The organism is Pseudomonas sp. RAC1 (assembly GCF_030658255.1).
In the GTDB taxonomy this organism is placed as follows: Bacteria; Pseudomonadota; Gammaproteobacteria; order Pseudomonadales; family Pseudomonadaceae; genus Aquipseudomonas; species Aquipseudomonas boreofloridensis.
The window spans coordinates 1-25791 of record NZ_JAUTXS020000028.1; the positions used below are offsets into that span (position 1 = coordinate 1).

Annotated in this window: 24 protein-coding genes, 1 tRNA gene and 1 pseudogene; 9 read left to right on the forward strand and 17 right to left on the reverse strand. The window is 61.7% G+C overall.

Annotation, left to right across the window (positions count from 1 at the left end):
• A pseudogene (locus Q7C30_RS08900) lies at window positions 1-382 on the forward strand (hypothetical protein); the annotation flags it as partial.
• Window positions 354-611 (forward strand): PAAR domain-containing protein, encoded by a 258-nt coding sequence (locus Q7C30_RS08905; RefSeq protein ID WP_039576697.1) that lies wholly within the window; start codon window positions 354-356, stop codon window positions 609-611. The pseudogene Q7C30_RS08900 and the gene Q7C30_RS08905, both read left to right, overlap by 29 nt.
• 536 nt (window positions 612-1147) lie before the next feature.
• On the opposite strand, the gene Q7C30_RS08910 is transcribed toward Q7C30_RS08905, so the two are convergent.
• From Q7C30_RS08910 to Q7C30_RS08955, 10 genes are all read right to left on the reverse strand, one after another.
• Window positions 1148-1223: transfer RNA gene (locus Q7C30_RS08910), tRNA-Gly, on the reverse strand.
• Window positions 1224-1287: 64 nt separating this feature from the next.
• Complete coding sequence (gene pgsA, locus Q7C30_RS08915) at window positions 1288-1848, reverse strand: CDP-diacylglycerol--glycerol-3-phosphate 3-phosphatidyltransferase (protein WP_039576696.1); 561 nt, start codon at window positions 1846-1848, stop codon at window positions 1288-1290.
• A 33-nt stretch (window positions 1849-1881) separates the two neighbouring features.
• Window positions 1882-3705, reverse strand: coding sequence for an excinuclease ABC subunit UvrC (gene uvrC / locus Q7C30_RS08920; RefSeq protein ID WP_317871298.1), 1824 nt, complete (start codon window positions 3703-3705; stop codon window positions 1882-1884).
• A gap of 6 nt (window positions 3706-3711) precedes the next feature.
• Entirely contained in the window at window positions 3712-4350 is a 639-nt protein-coding gene (uvrY, locus tag Q7C30_RS08925; RefSeq protein ID WP_039576693.1) for a UvrY/SirA/GacA family response regulator transcription factor, read from the reverse strand.
• 62 nt (window positions 4351-4412) lie between these two features.
• Entirely contained in the window at window positions 4413-4802 is a 390-nt protein-coding gene (locus Q7C30_RS08930) for a helix-turn-helix domain-containing protein (protein ID WP_029613560.1), read from the reverse strand.
• Between the two features lie 159 nt (window positions 4803-4961).
• Window positions 4962-5414 (reverse strand): GNAT family N-acetyltransferase, encoded by a 453-nt coding sequence (locus Q7C30_RS08935; RefSeq protein ID WP_317871333.1) that lies wholly within the window; start codon window positions 5412-5414, stop codon window positions 4962-4964.
• Window positions 5415-5495: 81 nt separating this feature from the next.
• Entirely contained in the window at window positions 5496-6815 is a 1320-nt protein-coding gene (locus tag Q7C30_RS08940) for a sensor histidine kinase (RefSeq protein ID WP_317871299.1), read from the reverse strand.
• Window positions 6812-7483, reverse strand: a complete 672-nt coding sequence (locus Q7C30_RS08945; RefSeq protein ID WP_029613559.1) for a response regulator transcription factor — start codon at window positions 7481-7483, stop codon at window positions 6812-6814. The genes Q7C30_RS08940 and Q7C30_RS08945 overlap by 4 nt, the downstream gene beginning before the upstream one ends.
• Complete coding sequence (locus Q7C30_RS08950; protein WP_317871300.1) at window positions 7484-7798, reverse strand: PepSY domain-containing protein; 315 nt, start codon at window positions 7796-7798, stop codon at window positions 7484-7486.
• The gene (locus Q7C30_RS08955; protein WP_029613557.1) at window positions 7798-8106 is read right to left on the reverse strand and encodes a PepSY domain-containing protein; all 309 of its coding nucleotides are present in this window, start codon (window positions 8104-8106) and stop codon (window positions 7798-7800) included. The genes Q7C30_RS08950 and Q7C30_RS08955 overlap by 1 nt, the downstream gene beginning before the upstream one ends.
• Before the next feature lie 167 nt (window positions 8107-8273).
• Between Q7C30_RS08955 and Q7C30_RS08960 the strand changes: the two genes are divergently transcribed.
• Together Q7C30_RS08960 and queD are read left to right on the forward strand one after the other, a co-directional pair.
• Window positions 8274-9353: a patatin-like phospholipase family protein gene (locus Q7C30_RS08960; RefSeq protein WP_317871301.1), complete on the forward strand. Its 1080-nt coding sequence runs from the start codon at window positions 8274-8276 to the stop codon at window positions 9351-9353.
• A 53-nt stretch (window positions 9354-9406) separates the two neighbouring features.
• Complete coding sequence (gene queD / locus Q7C30_RS08965; protein WP_039576684.1) at window positions 9407-9763, forward strand: 6-carboxytetrahydropterin synthase QueD; 357 nt, start codon at window positions 9407-9409, stop codon at window positions 9761-9763.
• An 8-nt stretch (window positions 9764-9771) separates the two neighbouring features.
• Here queD and Q7C30_RS08970 read toward each other — a convergent pair whose 3' ends face one another.
• Both Q7C30_RS08970 and Q7C30_RS08975 read right to left on the reverse strand, forming a co-directional pair.
• Window positions 9772-10530 (reverse strand): hypothetical protein, encoded by a 759-nt coding sequence (locus tag Q7C30_RS08970; RefSeq protein WP_317871302.1) that lies wholly within the window; start codon window positions 10528-10530, stop codon window positions 9772-9774.
• A 69-nt stretch (window positions 10531-10599) separates the two neighbouring features.
• A complete protein-coding gene (locus Q7C30_RS08975) occupies window positions 10600-11067 on the reverse strand; it encodes a DUF1289 domain-containing protein (RefSeq protein ID WP_317871303.1) in 468 nt (155 codons plus the stop codon).
• A gap of 406 nt (window positions 11068-11473) precedes the next feature.
• Here Q7C30_RS08975 and acnB point away from each other — a divergent pair, with 406 nt between their 5' ends.
• Window positions 11474-14083, forward strand: a complete 2610-nt coding sequence (acnB, locus tag Q7C30_RS08980; protein WP_304485015.1) for a bifunctional aconitate hydratase 2/2-methylisocitrate dehydratase — start codon at window positions 11474-11476, stop codon at window positions 14081-14083.
• Window positions 14084-14213: 130 nt separating this feature from the next.
• On the opposite strand, the gene prpF is transcribed toward acnB, so the two are convergent.
• The 5 genes from prpF to Q7C30_RS09005 all read right to left on the reverse strand — a co-directional run bounded on the left by prpF (window position 14214) and on the right by Q7C30_RS09005 (window position 21002).
• Window positions 14214-15407, reverse strand: a complete 1194-nt coding sequence (gene prpF, locus Q7C30_RS08985; RefSeq protein WP_295483957.1) for a 2-methylaconitate cis-trans isomerase PrpF — start codon at window positions 15405-15407, stop codon at window positions 14214-14216.
• Window positions 15408-15442: 35 nt separating this feature from the next.
• Window positions 15443-18031: a Fe/S-dependent 2-methylisocitrate dehydratase AcnD gene (gene acnD / locus Q7C30_RS08990; RefSeq protein WP_317871304.1), complete on the reverse strand. Its 2589-nt coding sequence runs from the start codon at window positions 18029-18031 to the stop codon at window positions 15443-15445.
• 170 nt (window positions 18032-18201) lie between these two features.
• Window positions 18202-19329 carry a 2-methylcitrate synthase gene (gene prpC, locus Q7C30_RS08995; protein WP_039576671.1) on the reverse strand — a complete coding sequence of 376 codons (1128 nt, stop codon included), beginning with the start codon at window positions 19327-19329 and terminating at the stop codon, window positions 18202-18204.
• 69 nt (window positions 19330-19398) lie between these two features.
• Entirely contained in the window at window positions 19399-20289 is an 891-nt protein-coding gene (gene prpB, locus Q7C30_RS09000; RefSeq protein WP_039576667.1) for a methylisocitrate lyase, read from the reverse strand.
• Window positions 20286-21002, reverse strand: a complete 717-nt coding sequence (locus Q7C30_RS09005) for a GntR family transcriptional regulator (protein WP_317871305.1) — start codon at window positions 21000-21002, stop codon at window positions 20286-20288. The genes prpB and Q7C30_RS09005 overlap by 4 nt, the downstream gene beginning before the upstream one ends.
• Window positions 21003-21278: 276 nt before the next feature.
• Between Q7C30_RS09005 and Q7C30_RS09010 the strand changes: the two genes are divergently transcribed.
• The 4 genes from Q7C30_RS09010 (at window position 21279) to pabB (ending at window position 25768) form a co-directional block, all read left to right on the forward strand.
• The gene (locus Q7C30_RS09010) at window positions 21279-21815 is read left to right on the forward strand and encodes an ATP-dependent zinc protease (RefSeq protein ID WP_029613551.1); all 537 of its coding nucleotides are present in this window, start codon (window positions 21279-21281) and stop codon (window positions 21813-21815) included.
• A gap of 5 nt (window positions 21816-21820) precedes the next feature.
• Entirely contained in the window at window positions 21821-23356 is a 1536-nt protein-coding gene (locus Q7C30_RS09015) for an inactive transglutaminase family protein (protein WP_029613550.1), read from the forward strand.
• On the forward strand, window positions 23356-24336 hold the full coding sequence (locus tag Q7C30_RS09020; RefSeq protein ID WP_317871306.1) for an alpha-L-glutamate ligase-like protein: 981 nt from the start codon (window positions 23356-23358) through the stop codon (window positions 24334-24336). Before Q7C30_RS09015 ends, Q7C30_RS09020 begins: the two co-directional genes overlap by 1 nt.
• An 88-nt stretch (window positions 24337-24424) precedes the next feature.
• The gene (gene pabB / locus Q7C30_RS09025; protein ID WP_317871334.1) at window positions 24425-25768 is read left to right on the forward strand and encodes an aminodeoxychorismate synthase component I; all 1344 of its coding nucleotides are present in this window, start codon (window positions 24425-24427) and stop codon (window positions 25766-25768) included.
• Window positions 25769-25791: the final 23 nt, after the last annotated feature.

Genomic DNA, 25791 nt, shown 5'->3' on the forward strand with positions numbered 1-25791 from the left:
TCAATTCGAAGGGCTGACCCGCTACTTTCGAACCTCCTCCCGAATCACCAAGATCGGCCTGCTCTTGATCTCGCCCGCCTTCCTGATCATCGGAACCGGTCACTGGCTGAGCCTCATGCTGTGCTGGAAACCGCGCTGGCCAAAGATCATTCGCGAAGCCGGTCTGCCCGGAAAGCCCGTTCCGCCATTCACCACGCTTGAAGACTATCCACCGGCTATCCAGGAACGCTTGCGCGAAAACGCTTACCTCTGGGCTGCTCGCCCAGGCAAGCGTCCAGAGAGAAAGAAACGCACCTCTACGCGTAAGCCAAAGACCGAAGTGGAAACTTCGACCCTCGAAAAGGAGATCCCCTGTGAAACCCATCGTGCTGATCGGCCATAAACATGATTGCCCCCTTCATGGCGAGGGCGAAGTCATTTCCGGCACCTCCAGCCTCACGGTGAAAGGCCGAGCGGCCGCGCTTGTGGGGGACCGCATTAGTTGCGGCGCCATTATCCAGACCGGGGCATCGAGCTTTCACGTAGGAGGGAAAGCGGTCGCCCGCCAAGGCGATCGCACCGATCATGGTGGCGTGCTGATAGAAGGTGACTCTGATTGGCAAATCGCATGAAAAATGTCCCGGTCAGCCACCGCTAGGAAGGCAGCAGTGAAGCTGCGGCTCAGTGGGCAGGTACTCGAAGGCCAAACCGCATCGCCCGGCCGCGTCGCGTCACCTGTCGTGCACCGTTTCGATCGATCTTAACGGGGTGCACGGCAATCAGTTCTATCGCCTACGTGTGGCCAGTGCGCTACCTGCTGGAGGCTAGGTTGCTGTTACCAGGAAGCGAGGCGACAAATTGGCCCGGGGCGCCATCGACTGTGTGGCGCCGGGTATCTGCGGGGTGGTTTTGCCTAACAAGTCGATGACTACACAGCCGCTGCAGTCATCGTGCAGCCTGTCAGGGATGTCGAGAACGGAATAGTTGCGCTTTGAAGGAGTAGATCCACAAACCGGCACGTTGTTAGTCCGGATTTCGTGGACTCATTTCTGGGCTAGAAAAGTCCGGATGGCCATGGATCGAAGTGGCTCTGACGGAAACGAAAAAAGACGCCTAAGCGTCTTTTTTTGAGGATTTGCAGATTTGAGTAAACCTGAAAATCAATATTTGGAGCGGGAAACGAGACTCGAACTCGCGACCCCGACCTTGGCAAGGTCGTGCTCTACCAACTGAGCTATTCCCGCGTCGTGATAGGCGCCATTCTAACGAGCTGCCAGCGAAGGTCAACCCCTTGATTCAAAAAAACTTTTACTTCTGCTCCGAGCCTTCGCGCAAGTGCGGCCATGCCGCCAGCAGGTAGTGCACCATCGACACCAGCGTCAATCCTGCCGACACCAGCAGCAACGCGTAGCCCAACGCGACCCAGAAGGTCAGTACTGGCGGATTGCCCAGAAGGATCACCAGCGCCAGCATTTGCGCAGCAGTCTTCCACTTGCCGAGGTTGGACACCGCCACGTGCGCCCTCGCGCCCAATTCGGCCATCCACTCGCGTAGCGCCGAGACCACGATCTCGCGACCGATGATGATGGCCGCTGGCAGCGTCAGCCAGAAGTTGGCATGCACCTGCACCAGCAGCACCAAGGCGACGGCGACCATCAGCTTGTCTGCCACAGGATCCAGGAACGCACCGAAAGGCGTGCTCTGTTGCAGTCGACGCGCCAGATAGCCGTCGAGCCAGTCGGTCGCCGCAGCAATCGCGAACACACTGCTGGCCGCTACGTAGCTCCAGTGATAAGGCACGTAGAACAGCAGGATGAAGATTGGAATGAGCAAGACGCGTAGAACGGTGAGCAAGTTTGGAATATTCATCGATACGACTGGCTGCAGGTTGAGCCCGGCATTCTACTCGCTATGCAGGCTGGCATAAATCGACTCGGCAAGCTTTTTACTGATGCCGGGTGCCTTGGCGATCTCATCGGCACTGGCCCGGTTCAGCTCTTGCAGGCCGCCGAAATGTTTCAGCAGGTCGCGACGGCGCTTGGGGCCGACCCCGGCCACATCCTCCAGACTGGACGTTCGGCGAGCCTTGCCGCGTCGCGCACGGTGACCGGTGATGGCAAAGCGGTGAGCCTCGTCGCGAATTTGCTGGATCAGGTGCAGCGCCGGCGAGTCGCCCTTGAGGGTGAACTCGTGGGATGCGTCGTTGAGATACAGCGTTTCGAAACCGGCCTTGCGGGTCACCCCCTTGGCCACCCCGAGCAAGGTGAGGTCGGTGAAGGCCAATGACTGCATGACCTCTCGCGCCATATTCAACTGACCCTTGCCACCATCGACCAGCAGTACATCCGGCAGCTTACCCTCCCCGTCCTTGATGCGCCCGAAGCGGCGAGTCAGGGCCTGCTGCATCGCGGCATAGTCGTCTCCGGCCGTCACGCCTTCGATGTTGAAACGGCGGTAGTCGGACTTGATCGGGCCCTCGGGACCGAACACCACGCAAGACGCCACAGTCGCTTCGCCACTGGAATGGCTGATGTCGTAGCACTCCAGGCGTTGCGGCACCTCCGGCAGGTCCAGCACCTGCGCCAGCGCTTCGAAGCGCGCGGCCATGTGCTGACGGTTCGCCAAACGGGCATTGAGCGCTTGCTCAGCATTGGTGACCGCCAACTGCTGCCAGCGCGCACGCGTGCCACGAACCCGATGGCTGATGCTCAGCTCACGGCCTCGCAGGCTCTGCACCGCTTCGATGATTGCTTCGAAGTCCTCATGCACCACGTTGACGATCAGTTCGCTGGGCAGTTCGCGCTCGGCGTTGCCGACGTAGTACTGCGACAGGAACGCGGCCATCACTTCTGAAACTTCCTCCTCGATACCCACCTGCGGGAAGAAATTCTTGCTGCCCAGAACCCGCCCGCCGCGCACACTGATCAGATGGACGCAGGCGCCGCCCGGGTTGACGAAGGCGGCGACCACGTCGACATCGCCTGAACCGCCTTCCATATGCTGCTGGTCCTGAACGCGGCGCAACAGCGCGATCTGGTCACGCAACTCGGCAGCCTTCTCGAAGTTCAGTGCCATAGCGGCCTGCTCCATCTCGGCGTTGAGTTCGTTGCCCAATTGCTGGCTGCGGCCCTCGAGGAACATTACCGAATGGCGCACGTCTTCGGCATAGTCACCGGACTCGACCAAACCCACGCACGGCGCCTTGCAACGCTTGATCTGGTACTGCAAGCAGGGGCGAGTTCGGTTGGCGTAGTAACTGTCCTCGCATTGGCGCACCGAAAAGGCCTTCTGCAACAGACCCAGGCTTTCGCGGATCGCCCCAGCACTGGGATAGGGCCCAAAGTAGCGGCCCTTGGCCTTCTTGGCACCCCGGTGAATGCCCAGACGCGGAAACTCGCCATCGGACAAAAACACATAGGGATAGGACTTATCGTCGCGCAGCAGGATGTTGTAGGGCGGACGCCATTCCTTGATCAGCGTCTGCTCCAGCAGGAGCGCTGCAGTTTCGTTCGCAGTGATGGTGGTTTCGACTTGGGCAATGCGCGCCACCAGGGCAGCCGTCTTCGGCGCCAGGCCAGCTTTGCGGAAATAGCTGGCCAGACGTTTCTTGAGGTTTTTCGCCTTGCCTACATAGAGCAGCCGCGACTCGGCGTCGAACATTCGGTACACGCCCGGGCGACCACTGCAGGTCGCCAGGAACGCGCTGGCATCAAAGAGTTGGGACATGAGGGATTACAGACTTGCGTCAACCATACCGTGGCGAACGGCCAGCAATGTCAGTTCGACGTCGCTGGTGACCGAGAGTTTTTCGAAGATCCGATAACGGTAAGTATTGACGGTCTTGGGGGACAGACACAACTTGTCAGAGATGACCTGCACTTTCTGACAGCCGACGATCATCAGCGCGATCTGAATTTCCCGCTCCGACAGCGCATCGAACGGCGAGCCCTGCGGCTGGAACGATTTCAGCGCCAGTTGCTGGGCGATCTGCGGGCTGATATAGCGCTGTCCCGCGAAGGCCAGGCGAATGGCCTGGACCATTTCGTCGAGCCCGGCGCCCTTGGTCAGATAGCCTGCCGCCCCGGCTTGAAGCAGACGCGTAGGAAACGGATCCTCTTCACAGACGGTGACCGCCACCACCTTGCTGTCCGGATCGCTGCGCAACAGCTTGCGTGTTGCCTCAAGGCCACCGATGCCAGGCATCTTGACGTCCATCAGCACTACATCCGGCTTGAGTTCGCGGGCCAGCTTGAGGGCCGCCTCACCAGAGTCCGCTTCGCCCACCACCTGCAGGCCATCGATATCAGCCAGCATACGGGTGATGCCGGTACGCACCAGATCGTGGTCATCGACCACCAGTACCCTAATCAAGCAGACACCTCGTAGTGGGGCGATTGGATCCGGCCACCTTAACAAAAAATTTCACCGCAAACCTAGCGCAACGCGTCATGCAGATAAGTCTGACCCTCTCCTCTGCGCTGCAGGCCGCTCCCCTGCAAATGGCCGTCCGCAACCAGGCGACCGAGCAAGTGCCAGACGGCGGCGCGGTCGGCCGGCATCAACTGCCTGAGGCCGCGCAGCAGTCGGCTCTCTTCGGCACTCAAGCACTCCAGCGGCGCAAGTGTGCGCGTACCCGTCAATACATAGAGCGCATCGACCCCCTTGCTGGCCACTGCGGCCAGATAGTCGATCCGCGGAGTACGCTCCCCGCTCTCATACTTGCCTTGAGCGTTGGGCTCGACCCCGCCAATGTCGCCGAATACCCGCTGGGTCATGCCCAGCCGTTCACGCTCTTCCCTCAACCGCAGTCCAAAACCTTTCATTTGATGTCCTTATCGACTCATCCGACATCCCTGGGATGCAGGCAGCCACGGGCGCTCAGCTCGGTGCCAAGGTCGCACTATGCACATTGGATCCAATGAACACAAGCCGAGCACCTACCACCCGTCCGAGCCGATCCTCTCAGCCCTCCAGAAACACTCTCACGTGGTGGCGGCGGCAGATCTGTCGACCCAGCGCTGCATTCGAACAAAACAGGCATCCTCGCCCACTTCAACAAAACCGGTAGCTGCGTAGAGTCGCCGAGCAGGGTTGGTGCTGAAGACCATCAGGCGCAGCAGTGGCAGACGGCGTTGCTGCGCCCAACAGGCCAACTGACCGAGGACCCATTTACCCACGCCCTGACCACGAAACTCAGGCAACAGGTGCAGTTCGCGAATGAAGAGTGCCTGGCTATCCTGGCTCAAACTGCAGAAACCAATCACCTGTTCGCCCGAGGTCATCAGCCATTGCTCGCGCCATTCCCAGGCCTGATCGAAGGCGTCCTCAACCCAGAGCAGGTCGAATTGCTGGTAATAGGGAAGCATGGCTCGGCGGGTCAAGTCGCGAGCGAAATCGCGGTCGGCATCGCGGGCAGCGCTAAGCTGGAGCGGCAGCAAGGTCATGTGGGCAAAGCTCGGGCATGGACAGGTTGAAGCATAGCGGTGGGCAGGCAACGACGAACAGCTTGCTGTTGATCAGCGGCCCTTGCGCGGTAAGCGGATATCGACGCGCAGGCCACCCAGCGGGCTTTCCTGAAGCTCGATCTGGCCCTGCCAAGCCTCGACGATGTCGCGAACGATACCCAAGCCCAGCCCGTGCCCCGCCACTTGCTCGTCCAGGCGAGAGCCGCGCTCAAGCACTTGCTGTCGAGACTGGTCAGGAATACCTGGACCATCATCGTCCACCCAAAGCCTATAACCTTGCGGCGTTGACCGGATCGACAGGCGAACCTGACTGTCCGCCCACTTGCAGGCGTTGTCCAGCAAGTTACCCAGCAGTTCCAGCAAATCTTCACGGTCCCATGGCAGTTGCAAACGCGCCGGAACGTCCTGCTCGATCGCAAGCCCGGCGCCGTGAATCATGCTCAAGGTCGACAGAAGACTTGGGAGTTCAGCATCGCAATCGAACCGGGCACCAGGCAAAGCATCGCCGGCCAACCGCGCGCGGTTGAGCTCTCGCGTCAGACGTTGCTGGATCTGCTCCAGCTGTTCGCGCAGTTGCGACTGGAGCTGAGGCGTGTCGCGCAGGCGCTCGCTCCCGGCCAGACTCAACAGAACCGCCAAGGGCGTTTTCAGGGCATGTCCGAGATTGCCCAAAGCGTTACGCGAGCGCCGCAGGCTGTCTTCGGTGTGTGCGAGCAAATGGTTGATCTGCTCCACCAGCGGCTGCAGTTCGCTTGGCACCTCGGCATCTAGTTGCGAACGCTGACCCTGCTGTAACTGGGCGATCTGCTGGCGGGCACGCTCCAGGGGGCGCAGCGCGCGGGTGATGGTAATGCGCTGCAAGATCAGGATCAGCGCCAAGGCCACAACGCCCATGCCCAGACCTATCTGCTGCAGGCGCCTGAACGCTGCACTTACAGGTGAATAGTCCTGCGCGACACTGATCGATACCTGCTGGCCCAGACGCCGGTAATCGCCGCGATAAGCCAGCAGTTGCTGGCCTTCCGGGCCTAACTCGTGGCCATCATCCAGGCCTGGCCGCTCCGGCTTGGGCATGTCCAGATCCCAGAGCGAGCGTGAACGCCAGGTACCTTGGGCGAAGTCGATACGAAAGTAGTAGCCTGAAAACGGCCGGTGGTACGCCGCTGACACTCGTCGCTCGTCCAGCTGCAAGCCGCGCGGCCCATGCACGAGCGCCACCAGCAAGTTTTCGCTTTCCTTGCGCAATCCAGCTTCAAGGTAGCGTTGCAGGCCCGCCTCGAAAAGCCAAAGGGTCACCTGCGCCACCGCCACGCCGACCACCACCAGCACCACCACCAGACCAAGGCTCAGGCGCGCCTGGATCGACTTCACCCGCCGGCACTCCCGGCGTACACATAGCCCTGACCCCGGCGCGTCTCGATCACAGTACGACCCAGCTTGCGTCGCAAGTGATTGACATGCACCTCAAGCACGTTGGAGTCGCGTTCGGTCTCGCCGTCGTAGAGATGTTCGGCCAGATGGCTTTTCGAAAGCACCTGACGCGGGTGCAGCATGAAATACCGCAGCAAACGGAACTCGGCAGCGGTCAACTGGATGTCGACGCCGTCGCGTGTGACGCATTGCCGCCCTTCATCCAGATGCAGGCCGGCAGCCTCCAGCCGCGGCTGGTTGGCCAGGCCGCGAGCACGGCGCAGCAGCGCCTGGATGCGCAACTGTAACTCTTCCGGATGAAAAGGCTTGCTCAAATAGTCATCGGCCCCTGCTTTGAGCCCTTCGATACGCTCGGCCCACGAGCCACGGGCTGTGAGGATGAGAACTGGCACAGCCAGGGCGGCGGCGCGCCATTGCTCGAGCACTTCGAGCCCGGGCAGGCCAGGCAGACCGAGGTCGAGGATGATCAGGTCGTAGGGCTCGCTCTGCCCCTGAAACACCGCGTCGCGACCATCGGCCAGCCAATCCACGGCGTAACCCTGGCGCTGCAGGCTGGCCGTGAGCTCATCGGCCAGCGGGACGTTGTCTTCGACAAGCAACAGGCGCATTCAGTCGTCTTCCTCGTCTTTGATCAAGACCCCAGTGCGGGCGTCGTACTTGATCTCGCGAACCACGCCATTCGGGGTCAGGAGTTCGACCTCGTATTCGTAGCGATCATGTTTTTCCTCAAGCTCGGCCTCCAGCAAGCGCGCCCCGGGGTGACGCCCCAGGGCGGCTTCGAGCAGTTGTTCAAGCGGCAGGATAACGCCCTGCTGGCGCAACGCCAGGGCCTCATCCTGATCCAGGTCACGGGCACTTGCCAGTGGGCAGGCGACCAGCAGTGCCAAGGCCAGGCAAGGCACTGCTCGCGACAAGGTGTTCATCAGCTGTCTCGCGCATCCTTCAGAACTTCGCCGGTTTTGGCATCCAGGTCCACGTCCCATTCGACGTTCTGCGCATCACGCAGTTCGACCTTGTAGATGTAACGGCCATATTCCTCTTCGAGCTCGCTGTCGGTAACGGTTGAGCCGGGATGTTTGGCCACCGCAGCCGCCTTGAGTTCATCCAGCGACTTGATGGTCTTTTCATTGACCAGCTTGACCACTTGGTCGGGCTGGACATCCTTGGCGAACGCAGCAGTGGTGCCGAAAGTCAAAGCGGCGGCGGCGAACAGAGCAGTCAGGGTCTTCATGAGGTTTCTCCATCGAACTTTACGAGTTGTCTACGCCATTGAGATTAATCATTAGCCCTTAACTCAACCTGAAAATAACGGGCGACATGATAGCGCCGTTATCCAGCACTTCGGCACACACCCAGGTGACTTGCCTATAATGCGTGCCTGCCCGACTAGAGACTGCCATGAGCGCCATCCATATCAAGTACCCCGCCCTGACCTTCAAAGCGGGCAGACGCGCCTTGGTACACATTCGCGAACGCGGCCTGCGCGCTGGCGATATCGGCACACTGCCTGGCGCCGCAGGAGGCCCCAAACCCTTGGGCATCCAGGGCCTGGACCTGGCGATCTTCGGCCATTTGCTACCTTCAGCGCCGCGCCAGCGCTCGCTGATCGGCGCCTCGATCGGCGCTTGGCGCTTCGCCAGCGCCTGCCTGAACGACCCCATTGCCGGCCTGCGCCGCCTGGGCGAGCTGTACACCGAACAGGACTTCGCCAGGGGCGTGACTCCGGCGCAAGTGACCCAGAGCTGCCAGCGCATGCTCGACGACTTATTGCAAGGCCGGGACAGCGAGATCCTTGCCAATCCCAACTACCGGCTGAACATTCTGGCTGTCAAAAGCCATGGAGCGTTGGCATTTGACGGTAGGGCGACACTCGGCGCGGGATTGTCCTCAGTCATCGCCAGCAATCTGATAGGCCGTTCACGCCTGGCTCGGCATTTCGAACGGGTGATCCTTCACGACGGCCGCTGCGCGCCTCCACTGGATGCGCTCACCGACTTCCCGTCACGCTGCCTGCCGCTGCACCTGGACAACCTGCGCCAAGCCCTGCTCGCTTCCGGCTCCATCCCGATGGTGATGGAGGGGGTACGAGACATTCCCGGCGCTGGAACCGGTACCTATCGCGATGGCGGTCTGCTGGACTATCACCTGGACCTGCCCTACTGCGGCGACGATCTGGTGCTTTACCCGCACTTCACCGACAAAGTGATACCCGGCTGGTTCGACAAGGCACTGCCCTGGCGCCGGGGCGACGCGACGCGCCTGCAGAACGTGCTGCTGATGACGCCATCACCGCAGTATCTGGCAACCCTGCCTTACGGCAAGCTTCCGGACCGTGGCGACTTCAAGCGATTCATCGGTGATGCGCCGGCACGCAAGCGTTACTGGTACAAGGCGATTGCCGAGAGCCAGCGCCTGGGCGATGAGCTACTCGAACTGGTCGCCAGCGGGCACCTGCACGAACGGTTGCAAGCCTTGTAGGAAGCATGCTGGTAGACTGCGCGCATTGTCGATTCACACAGAGTTCTGCCAGCGTGGAAATTTTCAAAGAGTTCACCTTCGAGTCCGCCCACCGCCTGCCCAACGTTCCCGCCGGCCACAAGTGCGGACGCCTGCATGGCCATTCCTTCAAGGTCGCGTTGCACCTGACCGGCCCACTCGACCCGCATACCGGCTGGATCCGCGACTTCGCAGAGGTCAAGGCGATCTTCAAACCCATCTACGAACGCCTCGACCATAACTACCTGAACGACATTCCCGGCCTGGAGAATCCCACCAGCGAAGTGATCGCCAAGTGGATCTGGGAGCAGGTCAAGCCGTTGCTGCCGGAGCTGTCCAAGGTGCGCATCCACGAGACCTGCACCAGCGGCTGCGAGTACACCGGCGACTGAGCCTGCAGTCAGGCCTTGGGTTTGGGGTGTGGAGGCACACAGGGGTTCTGAATCACCAGACTGAAGCGCCCGCTCGTGCCTTGGTGATCGTTGAGGTAGGCGACATCTTCAGCAATCCGCCGCACCCGTTTTCCCCAAGGCGTGTGAAGGGTCAAATTGGAAATCACGTCTCCAGTTTTCAAGGCCGATGGATCCAGTTCGGGAACATGCCACAAGGGCGTGCCGCGTGAGCAAGTGAGCGTGTAGAGGGGAGTGGCGATCTCGAACGGCGGCTCCAGCGGTAATGTCACCCCGGGCCGAATCCCAAAGGGATCACGCACTTCGAGTCGAGCTTGCTCGGTCAAGCATTTGCCTGCCGGTGAACGGGCGGTATAGAAACCCAAATAGCCATTGCGGCTAACATTCAGCCAGTAGTCCAACAGCGGCCACGAATTCACATTGTTCCCCTCGTAAGCGGGCCTAACCTCATAAAAGTAGCCGACCGCGTGGCGATACACGCCGAACCAGAAACTGTCGCAGAAATGCCGCTGGCGTGCCTGAGGCCCTAGCAACTGGTCGATCAGGAAGGATTGGATCATCTCTTCGCTATAGTCGGTGCTGGTGATCAACCAGCCATCGTTGCCATTCCAGTCATCGAATTCGACCCAGAACGGACGCAGTAAATCGCTGTCTTCATCCCACTGGCCGGGCTGAATGAGCACCTCATCGAGCTGCCATTGGCAACGGGCAGTGAAACTGATCAGTGGCTCGAATTTCAGTGAATCCATGACAAGTGCCTCCTCGAAAATGAGGCACCACCCTCGCGCTTGCCCGCAGCAACAGGCAGCTAGAAATCGCTACCCCTGCGTGTCCTTGAGGAAGGCGGGGGCGATATAGCGCTCGTAATGCGCTTCGGACAGCAGGAAGAACTCGCGGTCGATGGCGTCGCGCAACTGGGGCAGGTCCCATTCGCGGAACTCAGGCAGCAGGACCATGCCGTAGGCGTCCAGATCACGGATCATGCGGGCACCGCGAGCGATCAATTGGTAGGCCCAGCAATACACCGATTGTTGCGGCACGAAGCGGATCGAGCGCTGCTCCAGTTGCTGGCGCAGAAGGTCGCTGTCGAATATTTCCAGCTTGGCCATCATGACCTGCACCAGCAACTGTTCCAGTCGCTGCCAGACAGCCCGCTTCTGCGCTTCGTCGTATCCGTTCCAATGAATCACTTCATGGTGGAAACGCTTGCAGCCCCGACAGACGGTATCGCCATACACGGTAGAGCAAAGACCGACACAGGGCGTTTTGATGGACTGGTTGGACATGAGAAAACAATGATCTGGGGGTGGCACACCCGGGCATGTTAGCCCTTTGTCTAACCGGGGTCACGGGCTAAAGTCAGCGACGGCAACTTACCTTCCGCCTTTTTTTGCCGTAGAATCACCCCGCCTTTTCAAGGCAACCATGTCCGTTGGAAGCTGTTTTCAAAGCGTCACGAGCACAGTTGATCCGGTAGAACGGCGTTGGCCCGGAGCATGCCCCTTGCATGGCCGCGCCAACCCCTCATCAGCCTTCCGTTCTACAGGCGTAAAACTTTGAAAGCAGCTTCTGTAAGGATTCTCTGCGACCCTGGCTGGACGGCTCAAAAAGCCGTGAACCGCGCATGGGTGTGGGGAATGCTGGATGAGCGTCCCGGACTCCCTTTAGGGACCACTGATGAGGGTAATAACTGTGCTTGAAGCCTACCGCAAACACATCGAAGAGCGTGCCGCCCTGGGTATCGTGCCCCAGCCGCTGAACGCCGAACAAACTGCAGGCCTGGTCGAGCTGCTGAAAAACCCGCCGGCCGGCGAAGAAGCCTTCCTCGTAGACCTGATCACCAACCGTGTTCCGCCAGGCGTCGACGAAGCGGCCTACGTCAAGGCCGCGTTTCTGTCCGCGATCGCCAAAGGCGAAGCCAAATCGCCCCTGATCGACCGCAAGCACGCCACCGAGCTGCTGGGTACCATGCAAGGCGGCTACAACATCGAAACGCTGGTCGCGCTGCTGGATGACGCCGAACTGGGCGCCGTCGCGGCCGAACAGCTCAAGCACACCCTGCTGATGTTCGATGCCTTCCACGACGTGGCGGAAAAAGCCAAGGCCGGTAACGTGCACGCCAAGGCCGTCCTGGAATCCTGGGCTGCTGGCGAGTGGTTCACCTCGCGCCCGGCCATCGCCGACAAGTACACCCTGACCGTGTTCAAGGTGCCTGGCGAAACCAACACCGACGACCTGTCTCCTGCGCCCGATGCCTGGTCGCGCCCGGACATCCCGCTGCACGCCCTGGCCATGCTGAAGATGGCCCGTGACGGCATCGAGCCAGAACAACCCGGCTCCGTCGGCCCGCTCAAGCAAATCGAGGCGGTCCGCGCCAAAGGCCATCCGGTAGCGTACGTCGGCGACGTGGTCGGTACCGGTTCCTCGCGTAAATCGGCCACCAACTCCGTGCTGTGGTTCTTCGGCGACGACATCCCCAACGTGCCGAACAAGCGCGCCGGCGGCTTCTGCTTCGGCACCAAGATCGCGCCGATCTTCTACAACACCATGGAAGACGCCGGCGCTCTGCCGATCGAATTCGACTGCACCAACCTGAACATGGGCGACGTGATCGACGTTTACCCATTCAAGGGCGAGGTCAAGCGCCACGACAGCGGTGAGCTGGTCACCACCTTCGAGCTGAAGACCGAAGTGCTGCTCGACGAAGTCCGCGCCGGCGGCCGTATCCCTCTGATCGTCGGCCGCGGCCTGACCGAAAAGGCCCGCGCCGAACTCGGCCTGGGTGCCTCGGACCTGTTCAAGAAAGCCGAGCAGCCTGCCGACACCGGCAAGGGCTTCACCCTGGCGCAGAAGATGGTCGGTCGTGCCTGTGGCCTGGCCGAAGGCCAAGGCGTTCGCCCGGGCGCTTACTGCGAACCGAAGATGACCACCGTCGGCTCTCAGGACACCACCGGCCCGATGACCCGCGACGAGCTGAAGGACCTGGCTTGCCTGGGCTTCTCCGCCGATCTGGTCATGCAGTCGTTCTGCCACACCGCTGCTTATCCAAAGCCGATCGACGTCACCACCCACCACACCCTGCCGGACTTCATCCGCACCCGTGGCGGCGTGTCCCTGCGTCCAGGCGACGGCATCATCCACAGCTGGCTGAACCGCATGCTGCTGCCTGACACCGTCGGCACCGGCGGCGACTCGCACACCCGCTTCCCCATCGGCATTTCGTTCCCGGCCGGTTCCGGCCTGGTAGCCTTCGCCGCTGCCACCGGCGTCATGCCGCTGGACATGCCGGAGTCGGTCCTGGTGCGTTTCAAAGGCAAGCTGCAACCCGGCATCACCCTGCGTGACCTGGTCCATGCCATCCCTTACTACGCCATCCAGCAGGGTCTGCTGACCGTCGAGAAGAAGGGCAAGAAAAACGCCTTCTCCGGTCGCATCCTAGAGATCGAGGGCTTGGACGAACTGACCGTCGAGCAGGCCTTCGAGCTGTCCGATGCGTCGGCCGAGCGCTCGGCGGCGGGTTGCACCATCAAGCTGCCGGAAAAGGCCATCGCCGAGTACCTGCAGTCGAACATCACCCTGCTGCGCTGGATGATCAGCGAAGGCTACGGTGATGCACGCACCATGGAGCGCCGCGCGCAGGCCATGGAGGCCTGGTTGGCCAATCCACAACTGCTCTCGGCCGACGCCGACGCCGAATACGCTGAAATCATCGAAATCGACCTGGCCGACGTCAAGGAGCCTGTGCTCTGCGCGCCGAACGACCCGGACGACGCTCGCCTGCTGTCGCAGGTCCAGGGCGAGAAAATCGACGAGGTGTTCATTGGCTCGTGCATGACCAACATCGGTCACTTCCGCGCAGCCGGCAAGCTGCTGGAGAAGGTCAAGGGCGGTATCCCGACTCGCCTGTGGCTGGCGCCGCCCACCAAGATGGACGCGCACCAGTTGACCGAGGAAGGCTACTACGGCATCTACGGCAAGGCCGGCGCACGCATGGAAATGCCAGGTTGCTCGCTGTGCATGGGTAACCAGGCACGCGTCCAGACCGGCTCGACCGTGGTGTCCACTTCGACCCGCAACTTCCCCAACCGTCTGGGCGATGCCACCAACGTCTATCTGGCGTCGGCGGAGCTGGCTGCAGTCGCCTCGATTCTCGGCAAACTGCCGACCGTCGAGGAGTACCTGCAGTACGCCAAGGACATCGACAGCATGGCTGCCGACGTCTACCGCTACCTGAGCTTCGACCAGATCGCCGAGTTCCGCGAAGCAGCGGCCAACGCCCAGATCCCGGTGGTTCAGGCGTAAGGCAGCGGCAAGCTAGAAGCTGCAAGCGACAAGAAAAAGCCCGGCCAATGTGCCGGGCTTTTTTGTGTGCCCCATCCTGAAGAAGGTTTACACCTTTTGACCTCCCTTCAGGACTAGACGCTTGGATGACCTAGAAACTATCTCCCGGGACCCGCACCCACCCTTCCATCAGCACCCGCGCACTGCGGCTCATGATGGCCTTGGTCACCGTCCATTGACCATTGACCTGATGCGCTTCGGCCCCGACCCGCAAAGTGCCGGAGGGATGCCCGAAACGGACGGCACTGCGCTCGCCACCGCCGGCAGCCAGATTGACCAGCGTGCCTGGGATCGCAGCAGCGGTGCCAATGGCCACCGCAGCGGTACCCATCATCGCGTGATGCAGCTTGCCCATCGACAGCGCCCGCACCACCAAGTCGATATCGCTGGCAGCCACTGCCTTGCCGCTGGAGGCGTTGTACCCGGTGGCGGGCGCCACGAAGGCGACCTTTGGCGTGTGCTGGCGACCGGCCGCTTGCTCGATGTGGTCGATCAATCCCATGCGCACCGCCCCCTGGGCACGGATCGTCTCGAAACGCGCTAGCGCCTCGGCATCGCCATTGATCGCTTCCTGAAGCTCGGTACCGGTATAGCCAAGGTCTGCGGCGTTGACGAAGATGGTCGGGATCCCGGCGTTGATCAGCGTCGCCTTGAAGGTTCCTATGCCGGGCACCTCCAGGTCGTCGACCAGATTACCAGTGGGAAACATCGCCCCTCCCCCCTCACCTTCTTCATCCGCGGCGGGATCGAGAAACGCCAACTGCACTTCGGCTGCGGGAAAGGTCACGCCGTCCAGCTCGAAATCACCCGTTTCCTGCACCTGCCCTGCACTGATCGGCACATGGGCGATGATGGTCTTACCGATATTGGCCTGCCAGATCCGTACAGTGGCGACGCCGTCATGCGGTACACGTGTCGAGTCCACCAAACCGCTGGCGATGGCGAACGAGCCGACCGCCGCCGACAGGTTGCCGCAGTTGCCGCTCCAATCGACGAAAGCCTTGTCGATGGCCACCTGACCGAACAGATAGTCGACATCGTGATCGGGGCGTGTGCTTGGCGAAAGAATCACGGTCTTGCTGGTACTGGAAGTCGCACCGCCCATACCATCGATCTGCTTGGCGTACGGGTCGGGACTGCCGATGACCCGCAACAGCAAGGCGTCGCGCGCAGGCCCAGGCACCTGAGCGCGCTCGGGAAGGTCCTGCAGACGGAAGAACACGCCCTTGCTGGTGCCGCCCCGCATGTAGGTGGCGGCAATTTTGATTTGCGCTGCATGTGTCATGTCCGATTCCCCTCCTTCAGGGGGCTAGAGGTGGGTTAGGCCTTGCCTTCCAGGAAGTCCTGGGCAAAGCGCTGCAACACGCCACCGGCTTCATAGATCGACACTTCCTCGGCGGTGTCCAGTCGACAGGTAACCGGCACTTCCAGGCGCTCGCCATCGCGTCGGTTGACCACCAAGGTCAAGGTCGCGCGCGGTGTACGCGCGCCAAGCACGTCATAGGTTTCACTGCCGTCCAAGGCCAAGGTCAGGCGCGTGGTTCCAGAATGGAACTCCAACGGCAACACACCCATACCGATCAGGTTGGTGCGGTGAATACGCTCGAAGCCCTCGGCAACGATGGCTTCGACCCCCGCCAGGCGCACGCCTTTGGCAGCCCAGTCGCGCGAGGAGCCTTGGCCATAATCGGCACCGGCCACAATGATCAGTGGCTGCTTGCGCTGCATGTAGGTCTCGATCGCTTCCCACATGCGCGTCACCTTGCCTTCCGGCTCGATGCGCGCCAGCGAACCCTGCCTCACGCTCCCGTCTTCGCTGCGCACCATTTCATTGAACAACTTCGGGTTGGCGAAGGTGGCGCGCTGAGCCGTCAGGTGATCGCCGCGGTGCGTGGCGTAGGAGTTGAAGTCCTCCTCCGGCAAGCCCATCTTGGCCAGGTACTCGCCGGCAGCGCTGTCGGGCATGATGGCGTTGGAGGGGGACAGGTGATCGGTGGTGATGTTGTCCGGCAACACCGCCAGCGGCCGCATACCACGCAGGCTGCGCTCACCGGCCAGGGCCCCCTCCCAGTAAGGCGGGCGACGGATGTAGGTGCTCATCGGGCGCCAGTCGTACAGCGGCGCAACCTTCGGCCCGGCGTCCTCCTCGATGGTGAACATGGGGATGTACACCTGACGGAACTGCTCAGGCTTGACCGAGGCGCGCACCACGGCGTCGATCTCCTCATCGCTCGGCCACAGGTCCATCAGGCGGATCTGCTGACCGTCGACGACGCCGAGTACATCCTTCTCGATATCGAAGCGGATGGTCCCTGCAATGGCGTAGGCCACCACCAGCGGTGGCGAGGCCAGGAACGCTTGCTTGGCGTAGGGATGGATGCGTCCGTCGAAATTGCGATTGCCCGATAGCACGGCAGTGGCGTACAGGTCACGGTCGATGATCTCTTGCTGGATCGCCGGATCCAGCGCGCCGGACATGCCGTTGCAGGTGGTGCAGGCGAAAGCGACGATGCCAAAGCCCAACTGTTCCAGTTCCTGCTCCAGGCCCGCCTCCTTGAGGTACAACTGGACCGCCTTGGAACCCGGCGCCAGAGACGACTTCACCCACGGCTTGCGTGTCAGTCCGAGGCGGTTGGCGTTGCGCGCCAGCAGACCGGCGGCGATGACGTTGCGCGGATTGCTGGTGTTGGTGCAACTGGTGATGGCCGCGATGATCACCGCCCCATCGGGCATCTGCCCCGGCACGTCTTCCCAGGCCCCCGCGATGCCCTTGGCTGCCAGGTCGCGTGTGGCCACGCGGGCATGCGGATTGGACGGACCGGCCATGTTGCGCACCACGCTCGACAGATCGAAGCTCAGGGTGCGCTCGTACTCGGCCTTGGCCAGGCTGTCGGCCCACAGGCCGGCGACCTTGGCGTAAGTCTCCACCAACTGCACTTGGCGATCCTCACGCCCGGTCAGACGCAGGTAGTCGAGGGTCTGCTGGTCGATGGCGAACATGGCCGCCGTGGCACCGTACTCAGGCGCCATGTTGGAGATGGTCGCGCGGTCGCCCAAGGTCAGCGCCTGGGCACCGACGCCGTGGAACTCGAGGTAGGCGCCGACCACTTTCTGCTTGCGCAGGAACTCGGTCAGCGCGAGCACCAGGTCGGTGGCGGTGATGCCTGGGTCGAGCTTGCCGGTGAGCTCAACGCCGACGATTTCCGGCAGGCGCATCCACGACGCACGCCCCAGCATCACGTTCTCGGCTTCGAGACCACCCACACCGATCGCGATCACCCCTAGGGCATCGACATGCGGGGTATGGCTGTCGGTACCGACACAGGTATCCGGGAACGCCACGCCATGGTCGCTTTGAATGACCGGCGACATCTTCTCCAGGTTGATCTGATGCATGATGCCGTTGCCCGGCTGGATCACATCGACGTTCTTGAACGCCTGCTTGGTCCAGTTGATGAAATGGAAACGATCTTCGTTGCGCCGATCCTCGATGGCGCGGTTCTTTTCGAACGCTTGCGGATCGAAGCCGCCGCACTCCACGGCCAGCGAATGGTCGACGATCAGCTGCACCGGCACCACCGGGTTGACCTGTGCAGGATCGCCGCCCATGTCGGCGATGGCGTCGCGCAGGCCCGCCAGGTCTACCAATGCAGTCTGGCCAAGAATGTCGTGGCACACCACACGTGCCGGGTACCAGGGAAAATCGAGGTCGCGCTTGCGCTCGATCAACTGCGTCAGCGAGGCGTTCAGCGTCGCGGGGTCGCAGCGGCGCACCAGGTTTTCGGCCAGTACGCGCGAGGTGTAGGGAAGACGGTCATAGGCGCCGGGCGTGATCGCCTCGACCGCCTGGCGAGCGTCGAAATAATCCAGGCCGGTGCCTGGCAGGAGTTTGCGGTATGCGCTGTTCATGTCGTTATCAGGCTCGTCACGGTGATCGGTAGCAGGAGCATTGCCGGGCATCGGAAGCCGCTGCGCGGCCCTTTCGCGACCCAAGGCCGCTTCCCACAGGTACAGCGCCGCCCCTGCGGGAGCGGTCTTGGATCGCAACAGGGCTGCAAGGCAGCCCCACGACCGGTGAATCAGCGCCGGTCGATCGGCACGAACTGACGCTGCTCGACACCGGTGTATTCGGCACTGGGTCGAATGATGCGGTTGTTCGCCCGTTGCTCGAAGACATGCGCGGCCCAGCCGGTCAGCCGCGAACAGACGAAGATCGGTGTGAACAGCTTGGTCGGGATGCCCATGAAGTGATACGCCGAGGCATGGTAGAAATCGGCGTTGGGGAAAAGCCGCTTCTGCTCCCACATAGTCTTGTCGATGGCTTCGGAGACTGGGTAGAGCACGGTATCACCCACCTCGTCGGCGAGCTGTTTCGACCAGCCCTTGATCACCTCGTTGCGCGGATCGGACTCCTTGTAGATCGCATGGCCGAAGCCCATGATCTTGTCCTTGCGCTCAAGCATGCGCAGCAGTTCGGCGCTGGCCTCCTGCGGACTTTGGAAGCGCTCGATCAGCTCCATGGCCGCCTCGTTGGCCCCGCCATGCAGCGGTCCGCGCAGCGCGCCGATGGCCGCTGTGATGCACGAATAAAGATCGGACAATGTCGAGGCGCAAACGCGCGCAGTGAAGGTGGAGGCGTTGAACTCGTGCTCGGCGTAAAGGATCAGCGAGACGTTCATCACCTTTACGTGCAGATCGCTGGGCTTCTTGCCGTGCAACAGATAAAGGAAATGACCACCCAGGCTGTCCTCGTCGCTGCTGCAGTCGATGCGCACGCCGTGGTGACTGAAGCGATACCAGTAGCACATGACTGCCGGAAACAGCGCCAGCAGACGGTCGGTCCTGTCGCGCTGAGCATCGAAGGTCAGCTCCGGCTCCAGCGTGCCGAGCAGCGAACAGCCCGTGCGCATGACATCCATCGGGTGGGCGTCGCGCGGAATACGCTCGAGGACTTCCTTGAGCGCCTGCGGCAGGTCACGCAGCGCTTTCAGTCGGTGCTTGTAGTCGGCGAGCTCGGCCTTGCTCGGCAGCTCGCCATAAAGCAGCAAGTACGCCACTTCCTCGAATTCGGCACCTGCTGCCAGATCACGCACGTCGTAGCCACGGTAGGTCAGGCCGGCACCGGCCTGGCCGACGGTCGACAGCGCGGTCTGCCCGGCCACCTGGCCGCGCAGGCCGGCACCGCTGAGTACTTTTGCTTCGGCCATGGGATGGTTCTCCTTTCTTGAAATTGTTATGAAGTCTTGCTGGCTAATCGGGCCTGACCTGTTCGGTCATCAGCCTTTTTTCTGTGCGAACAACGCATCGAGGCTCTGCTCGAAGGCGTGGTAGCCAATGGCATCGTAAAGCTCCATGCGCGTCTGCATCGTGTCCACCACCTGCTTCTGCGTGCCATCACGGCGCAGCGCGGTGTAGACGTTCTCGGCCGCCTTGTTCATGGCGCGGAATGCCGACAACGGATACAGCACCAAGGACACGTCGACGGCTGCCAACTCCTCGGTGGTGAACAGTGGCGTGGCGCCGAACTCAGTGATGTTGGCCAAGATAGGCGCCTTCACTCGGTCAGCGAAGGTCTTGTACATCTGCAGCTCGGTAATGGCCTCGGGGAAGATCATGTCGGCGCCCGCCTCGACACAGGCCGCAGCGCGGTCCAGGGCCGCGTTCAGCCCTTCGACTGCCAGCGCGTCGGTGCGCGCCATGATCACGAAGCTGTCATCGGTCCGCGCATCGACCGCCGCCTTGATACGATCGACCATCTCCTGCTGCGAGACGATTTCCTTGTTCGGTCGATGACCGCAGCGCTTGGCGCCGACCTGATCCTCGATATGAATGGCTGCAGCTCCGAACTTGCTCATGGAGCGCACCGTGCGAGCCACGTTGAACGCCGAGGCGCCAAAGCCGGTGTCCACATCCACCAGAAGCGGCAGGTCGCAGACATCGGTGATCCGGCGGACATCGGTGAGTACGTCGTCCAACCCGGTGATGCCCAGGTCAGGCAACCCCAGGGAACCGGCGGCGACGCCCCCTCCAGACAAGTAGATGGCCTTGAATCCGGCACGTTTGGCCAGCAGCGCATGGTTGGCGTTGATGGTCCCGACCACCTGCAGCGGATGTTCGGCGGCGACCGCATCGCGGAAACGCTGGCCGGGAGTGCTCTTCACAGTCATGACTCACCTCGTGGACTAGTGTTGTCGGCGCCTTGGTAGTGACGCTCGATGTTGCGCTTGGACGCCGCGATGTGGCGACGCATCAGCAGTTCGGCCAATTCGCCGTCGCGTTCGGCGATGGCATCGAGAATGCGGTGGTGTTCGGCGAAAGCGTGGCGCGGCCGGTTGGGCGTGGCCGAGAACTGGATACGGTACATGCGCACCAGTTGATACAACTCGCCACAGAGCATCTTCACCAGGGTCTGGTTGCCGCTGCCCTGGATGATCCGATAGTGGAAGTCGAAATCGCCTTCCTGCTGGTAGTAACCCAGCCCTGCCTGGAAGGCTGCGTCGCGCTCGTGGGTATCGAGCACGCGGCGCAGCTCGTCGATCTGCTCCACGCTCATGCGCTCGGCGGCCAAGCGACAGGCCATACCTTCGAGCGACTCGCGGATTTCATAGAGTTCGACCAGCTCGGCAGGATCGAGCGAGACCACCCGCGCACCGACATGGGGGATGCGCACCAGCAGACGCTGCCCCTCCAGACGGTGGATGGCCTCGCGCAGAGGACCACGGCTGATGCCATAGGTGCGCGCCAGCTCGGGCTCGGAGATCTTGCTGCCGGGCGCGATGTCGCCCTTGACGATGGCCGCCTGGATGCGGCGAAACACATGCTCGGACAGGGTTTCGCCATCCTCGGCAGCCGGGGCAAAGGCTGAGGGTGCTTCTAGCATTATTGTCGACACCTTTAGGGCTTACGACCCTGAATTTAGCCACAAACCGATTTATAGTCAAAGGCGAAAACCATATTGTCGACAATCTACCAACGCAGAACTTACCGCCCAACGCTGCGGTCTGATCGCAGCGCGCTGGCGTCAAGACGTCGGCGTGATAGAATGCCGCGCTCCCGAAGGATCACGGATAGTGTGCCTGTCATCATTTCATGCTGTTGACAGATGAACGAGGCGCTCGCGCCCTGCCCCGAACTCAGACAGCACCGCGCCAGGACTATGAGACCCATTTTTTCTTCACTGTTGTTCTGCCTCGCCGCACTGCCGGCGCTCGGCCACGCGGGCGAGAAGACCGTGTACGGCCTGAACGAATACGCCCGCCTGGGCGACCTCGACCTCGAAGTGGCCGCCAAGTTGGACACCGGCGCCAAGACCGCGTCGCTCAGCGCCCGTGACATCAAGCGCTTCAAGCGCAACGGGGAGAGCTGGGTACGCTTCTACCTGGCCATCGACGCCGCCCACAAGCACCCCATCGAACGTCCCCTGGCCCGTATCAGCAAGATCAAGCGACGCGCCAGCGATTACGATCCCGACCAGGGCAAGGCCTACACCAATCGCCCGGTGATCGAACTGAACATCTGCATGGGTCAGGCCCTGCGCACCATCGAAGTCAACCTCACCGACCGCAGCGCGTTCCAGTTCCCGCTGCTCATCGGTTCCGAGGCGCTCAAGCACTTCGACGCGCTGGTCGACCCTAGCCTCAAATACGCGGCCGGCAAACCTGCCTGCGCCACCGAAGCTCCCAAAGTAGAGTAACCCCGATGCGCTCTCTGACCCTGCACCTGAAAGTCCTGATCACCATCCTGGTGTTGCTGGGCGTGACGGTCACTTGCTATCAGATCTTCGTCCTCGGCATCCCGGTGACCGAAGACGAGACGGACGATCTGTGGAACATCGACGCCAAGGTCGAGTTCGTCGCCAGTCCCAAGGACCCGGTGAAGATCCAGATGTACGTTCCGCCGCTGAACCGTGATTACGTCAGCCTCAACGAGAGCTTCATCTCCAACAACTATGGCGTCAGCGTCAACCGCGCTGACGGCAACCGCAAGGTCACCTGGTCGGCCCGTCGCGCCAGCGGTAACCAGACCCTTTACTACCGCCTGGTCCTGACCAAGCGCTACAGCACCGAAAAGGCCAAGATCAAAGGCCCGACTTTCCGCGACAGCCTGGCCGTCGAGGGTCCGGAGAAGATCGCCGCCGAAGCGCTCATGGCCCCTATTCGCCAGCATTCGGCCGACGTCGAGACCTTCGTCAGCGAGACCATCAAGCGCGTCAACAACCCCAACGACGACAACGCCAAGCTCCTGCTGGCCGGTGACAGCTCGCCGCTGAAAAAGGCCCAGGTCATCGACCTGCTGCTGTCGATCGCCCACGTGCCGATGGAAAAGGTCCATACCGTGCGCTTGGTGGCCGATACGCCGCAGAGCCCTGAACTGTGGCTGCGCAGCTTCAACGGCAATGACTGGCTGTACTTCAACCCGGAAACCGGCGAGCAAGGCCTGCCCAACGATCGCCTGCTGTGGTGGACGGGCGATGACAACCTGATCACCGTCGACGGCGGCAAGAAAGCCACTGTCACCTTCAGCATGAACAACAGCGAGATGAATGCCATTCGCCTGGCCAAGCTGACCGACGAGAACACCGACGCCGATTTCCTCGAGTACTCCCTGTACGGCTTGCCACTGCAAACCCAGCAGACCTTCATGATCATGGTGATGATCCCGATCGGCGTGCTGGTAATCCTGGTGTTGCGCAACCTGATCGGCATCCAGACCCTGGGCACGTTCACCCCCGTACTGATCGCCCTGGCATTCCGCGAGACGCAGCTGGGCTTCGGCATCGTGCTGTTCACGGTGATCACGGCCTTGGGCCTGTCGCTGCGCTCCTATCTCGAACACCTGAAACTGCAGATGCTGCCGCGCTTGTCGGTGGTGCTGACCTTCGTGGTGGTACTGATCGCCGCCATCAGCCTGTTCAGCCACAAGCTGGGCCTGGAACGCGGACTGTCGGTAGCCCTGTTCCCGATGGTGATCCTGACCATGACCATCGAACGCCTGTCGATCACCTGGGAAGAACGCGGTGGCGGCCATGCGATGAAAGTCGCCATCGGCACCTTGTTCGCCGCCTCGCTGGCGCACCTGCTGATGACCGTGCCGGAAGCGGTGTACTTCGTCTTCACCTTCCCGGCGGTGCTGTTGATTCTGGTGGGCTTCATGCTGGCGATGGGTCGCTACCGCGGCTACCGCCTGACCGAGCTCGTGCGCTTCAAGGCATTCCTGAAGAAGGCTGACGCCTGATGTTCGGACTGATCAAGACCTGGAAGGCCCTGGAAGCCCGGGGCATCATGGGCATCAACCGGCGCAACGCGGACTATGTACTCAAGTACAACAAGCGCCATCTGTATCCGATCGTCGATGACAAGATCATCACCAAAGAGCGTGCACTGGCAGCCGGCATTCACGTGCCGGAAATGTACGGCGTCATCGAGACCGAAAAAGAGATCGACAAGCTCGATCAGATCATCGGCGGTCGCAGCGATTTCGTGATCAAACCGGCCCAAGGCGCGGGGGGTGATGGCATCTTGGTCGTCGCCGACCGCTTCGAGGATCGCTATCGCACGGTGTCGGGCAAGATCATCAGCCATGAAGAGATCGAGCATCAGATCTCCAGCATCCTCACCGGCTTGTACTCGCTGGGCGGGCATCGCGACCGCGCGTTGATCGAGTACCGGGTGACGCCGGATCAGATCTTCAAGAGCATCAGCTACGAAGGGGTACCGGACATCCGCATCATCGTGCTGATGGGGTATCCGGTGATGGCCATGCTTCGCCTGCCCACTCGGCAATCCGGCGGCAAGGCCAACCTGCACCAGGGCGCAATCGGCGTGGGTGTCGACCTGGCCACCGGCGTCACCCTTCGTGGCACCTGGCTGAACCGCATCATCAGCAAGCATCCGGACACCACCAACTCGGTGGACGGTGTGCAATTGCCGAACTGGGACGGCTTCATGAAGCTGGCGGCCAGTTGTTATGAACTGTGCGGCCTCGGCTACATCGGCGTGGACATGGTACTGGACCAGGAGAAGGGTCCACTGATCCTCGAACTCAACGCCCGCCCAGGCTTGAATATTCAGATCGCCAACGACTGCGGCCTGACCCAACGTACCCATGCCATCGAGGCGCACATCGAGGCCTTGGCCAAGGATGGTATCAGCGAAGATGCCGAGACCCGCGTGCGTGTGGCGCAAAACCTGTTCGGCCACGTCGTTCAGCAGTGAGGTACTGGCTCCAATAGGGCGGGTGCTAGGCACCCGTCCTACAGCGGCCTACAATCCCCCTCCTTGTTTTTCAGCGCCGCCGATGCCGATGCCGACCTGCACCCTTCATCCCCTGCCCTACCGACCCGATCCAGGGCATTATTTCGGTCGCCTGCGTCAGGCTCCGGGCGCCATTCTGCTCGACAGCGCGCGCCCGAGTGCCGAGCGTGGGCGTTTCGACCTGTTCAGTGCCTGGCCCATTCAGCAACTGCAAGCCGCCGACGGCGAAAGCGGCCAGGCCTTCCTGGATCGACTGCGCCAGGGACTGAGCGAACTGGGTGAAGCCAGACTCCCCGACGGCAGCGAGCTACCTTTTGCCGGCGGTCTGATCGGTTATCTGAGCTATGACTTCGCCCGACGGCTGGAGCGCCTGCCCGAGCTGGCCACGGACGACCTCAAACTAGCCGATGCGCAACTGGGCCTGTATGCCTGGGCGATGATCACGGACCATGCGCTGCATACCTCGCAACTGATGTTTCACCCGGCACTCCCACACGCTGAACGTCTGCGCCTGATCGACCTGTTCGAGCAAACAGCGTCACCTTCAGTCGAAACCTTCAGGCTGCTGGCCCCCATGCAGGGCGATCTCGCACCGGAACACTACCGAGCTGCATTCGATCAGGTGCAGCGCTACATCCAAGCGGGCGATTGCTACCAGATCAACCTGACCCAGCGTTTTCGCGCACCCTGCCAAGGCGACGCGTGGCATGCCTACCAGGCACTGCGCGCCGCTTGCCCGACGCCCTTCTCGGGGTTCCAGCAGCTCACCCCGAATAGCGCATTACTGAGCTTCTCGCCTGAGCGCTTCGTCCGCGTCAGCCAGCGGCAGGTCGAAACCCGGCCGATCAAAGGCACTCGCCCACGCGCCGAAGACCCTGCCGAGGACCTGCGCAACGCGCGCGAATTGCAAGCCAGCAAAAAAGACCGCTCCGAAAACCTGATGATCGTTGACCTGCTGCGCAACGACATAGGGCGCACTTGCCAGATCGGCTCGGTGAAGGTACCGGAGCTGTTCAGCCTGGAAAGCTATCCGAATGTCCATCACCTGGTCAGCAGCATCACTGGCCGACTGGCTGACGACAAGGATGCGCTCGACCTGATCGCCGGCAGCTTCCCCGGTGGCTCCATCACTGGCGCACCAAAGATCCGCGCCATGCAGATCATCGACGAGCTGGAACCGACCCGAAGGGCGCTGTATTGCGGCTCGCTGCTGTACATCGACGTACGTGGCGAAATGGACAGCTCCATCGCCATCCGCAGCCTGCTGGTCAAAGACGGCCAAGTCAGTTGCTGGGGAGGCGGCGCGGTGGTAGCCGATTCGAACTGGGAAGCCGAATACGAAGAATCCATCGCCAAAGTCCGCGTGCTGATGCAAACCCTGCAAGGACTGTGATTACGGTCGGACAGACGGAGATG

Coding starts and splice junctions, on each gene's coding strand:
- pgsA (WP_039576696.1), bottom strand. CDS start 1,848: ATGAATATTCCAAACTTGCTCACCGTTCTACGCGTCTTGCTCATTCCA.
- uvrC (WP_317871298.1), bottom strand. CDS start 3,705: ATGTCCCAACTCTTTGATGCCAGCGCGTTCCTGGCGACCTGCAGTGGT.
- Q7C30_RS08930 (WP_029613560.1), bottom strand. CDS start 4,802: ATGAAAGGTTTTGGACTGCGGTTGAGGGAAGAGCGTGAACGGCTGGGC.
- Q7C30_RS08945 (WP_029613559.1), bottom strand. CDS start 7,483: ATGCGCCTGTTGCTTGTCGAAGACAACGTCCCGCTGGCCGATGAGCTC.
- Q7C30_RS08950 (WP_317871300.1), bottom strand. CDS start 7,798: ATGAACACCTTGTCGCGAGCAGTGCCTTGCCTGGCCTTGGCACTGCTG.
- Q7C30_RS08955 (WP_029613557.1), bottom strand. CDS start 8,106: ATGAAGACCCTGACTGCTCTGTTCGCCGCCGCCGCTTTGACTTTCGGC.
- Q7C30_RS08960 (WP_317871301.1), top strand. CDS start 8,274: ATGAGCGCCATCCATATCAAGTACCCCGCCCTGACCTTCAAAGCGGGC.
- Q7C30_RS08970 (WP_317871302.1), bottom strand. CDS start 10,530: ATGGATTCACTGAAATTCGAGCCACTGATCAGTTTCACTGCCCGTTGC.
- Q7C30_RS08975 (WP_317871303.1), bottom strand. CDS start 11,067: ATGTCCAACCAGTCCATCAAAACGCCCTGTGTCGGTCTTTGCTCTACC.
- prpF (WP_295483957.1), bottom strand. CDS start 15,407: ATGACACATGCAGCGCAAATCAAAATTGCCGCCACCTACATGCGGGGC.
- acnD (WP_317871304.1), bottom strand. CDS start 18,031: ATGAACAGCGCATACCGCAAACTCCTGCCAGGCACCGGCCTGGATTAT.
- prpC (WP_039576671.1), bottom strand. CDS start 19,329: ATGGCCGAAGCAAAAGTACTCAGCGGTGCCGGCCTGCGCGGCCAGGTG.
- prpB (WP_039576667.1), bottom strand. CDS start 20,289: ATGACTGTGAAGAGCACTCCCGGCCAGCGTTTCCGCGATGCGGTCGCC.
- Q7C30_RS09005 (WP_317871305.1), bottom strand. CDS start 21,002: ATGCTAGAAGCACCCTCAGCCTTTGCCCCGGCTGCCGAGGATGGCGAA.
- Q7C30_RS09010 (WP_029613551.1), top strand. CDS start 21,279: ATGAGACCCATTTTTTCTTCACTGTTGTTCTGCCTCGCCGCACTGCCG.
- Q7C30_RS09015 (WP_029613550.1), top strand. CDS start 21,821: ATGCGCTCTCTGACCCTGCACCTGAAAGTCCTGATCACCATCCTGGTG.
- Q7C30_RS09020 (WP_317871306.1), top strand. CDS start 23,356: ATGTTCGGACTGATCAAGACCTGGAAGGCCCTGGAAGCCCGGGGCATC.
- pabB (WP_317871334.1), top strand. CDS start 24,425: ATGCCGACCTGCACCCTTCATCCCCTGCCCTACCGACCCGATCCAGGG.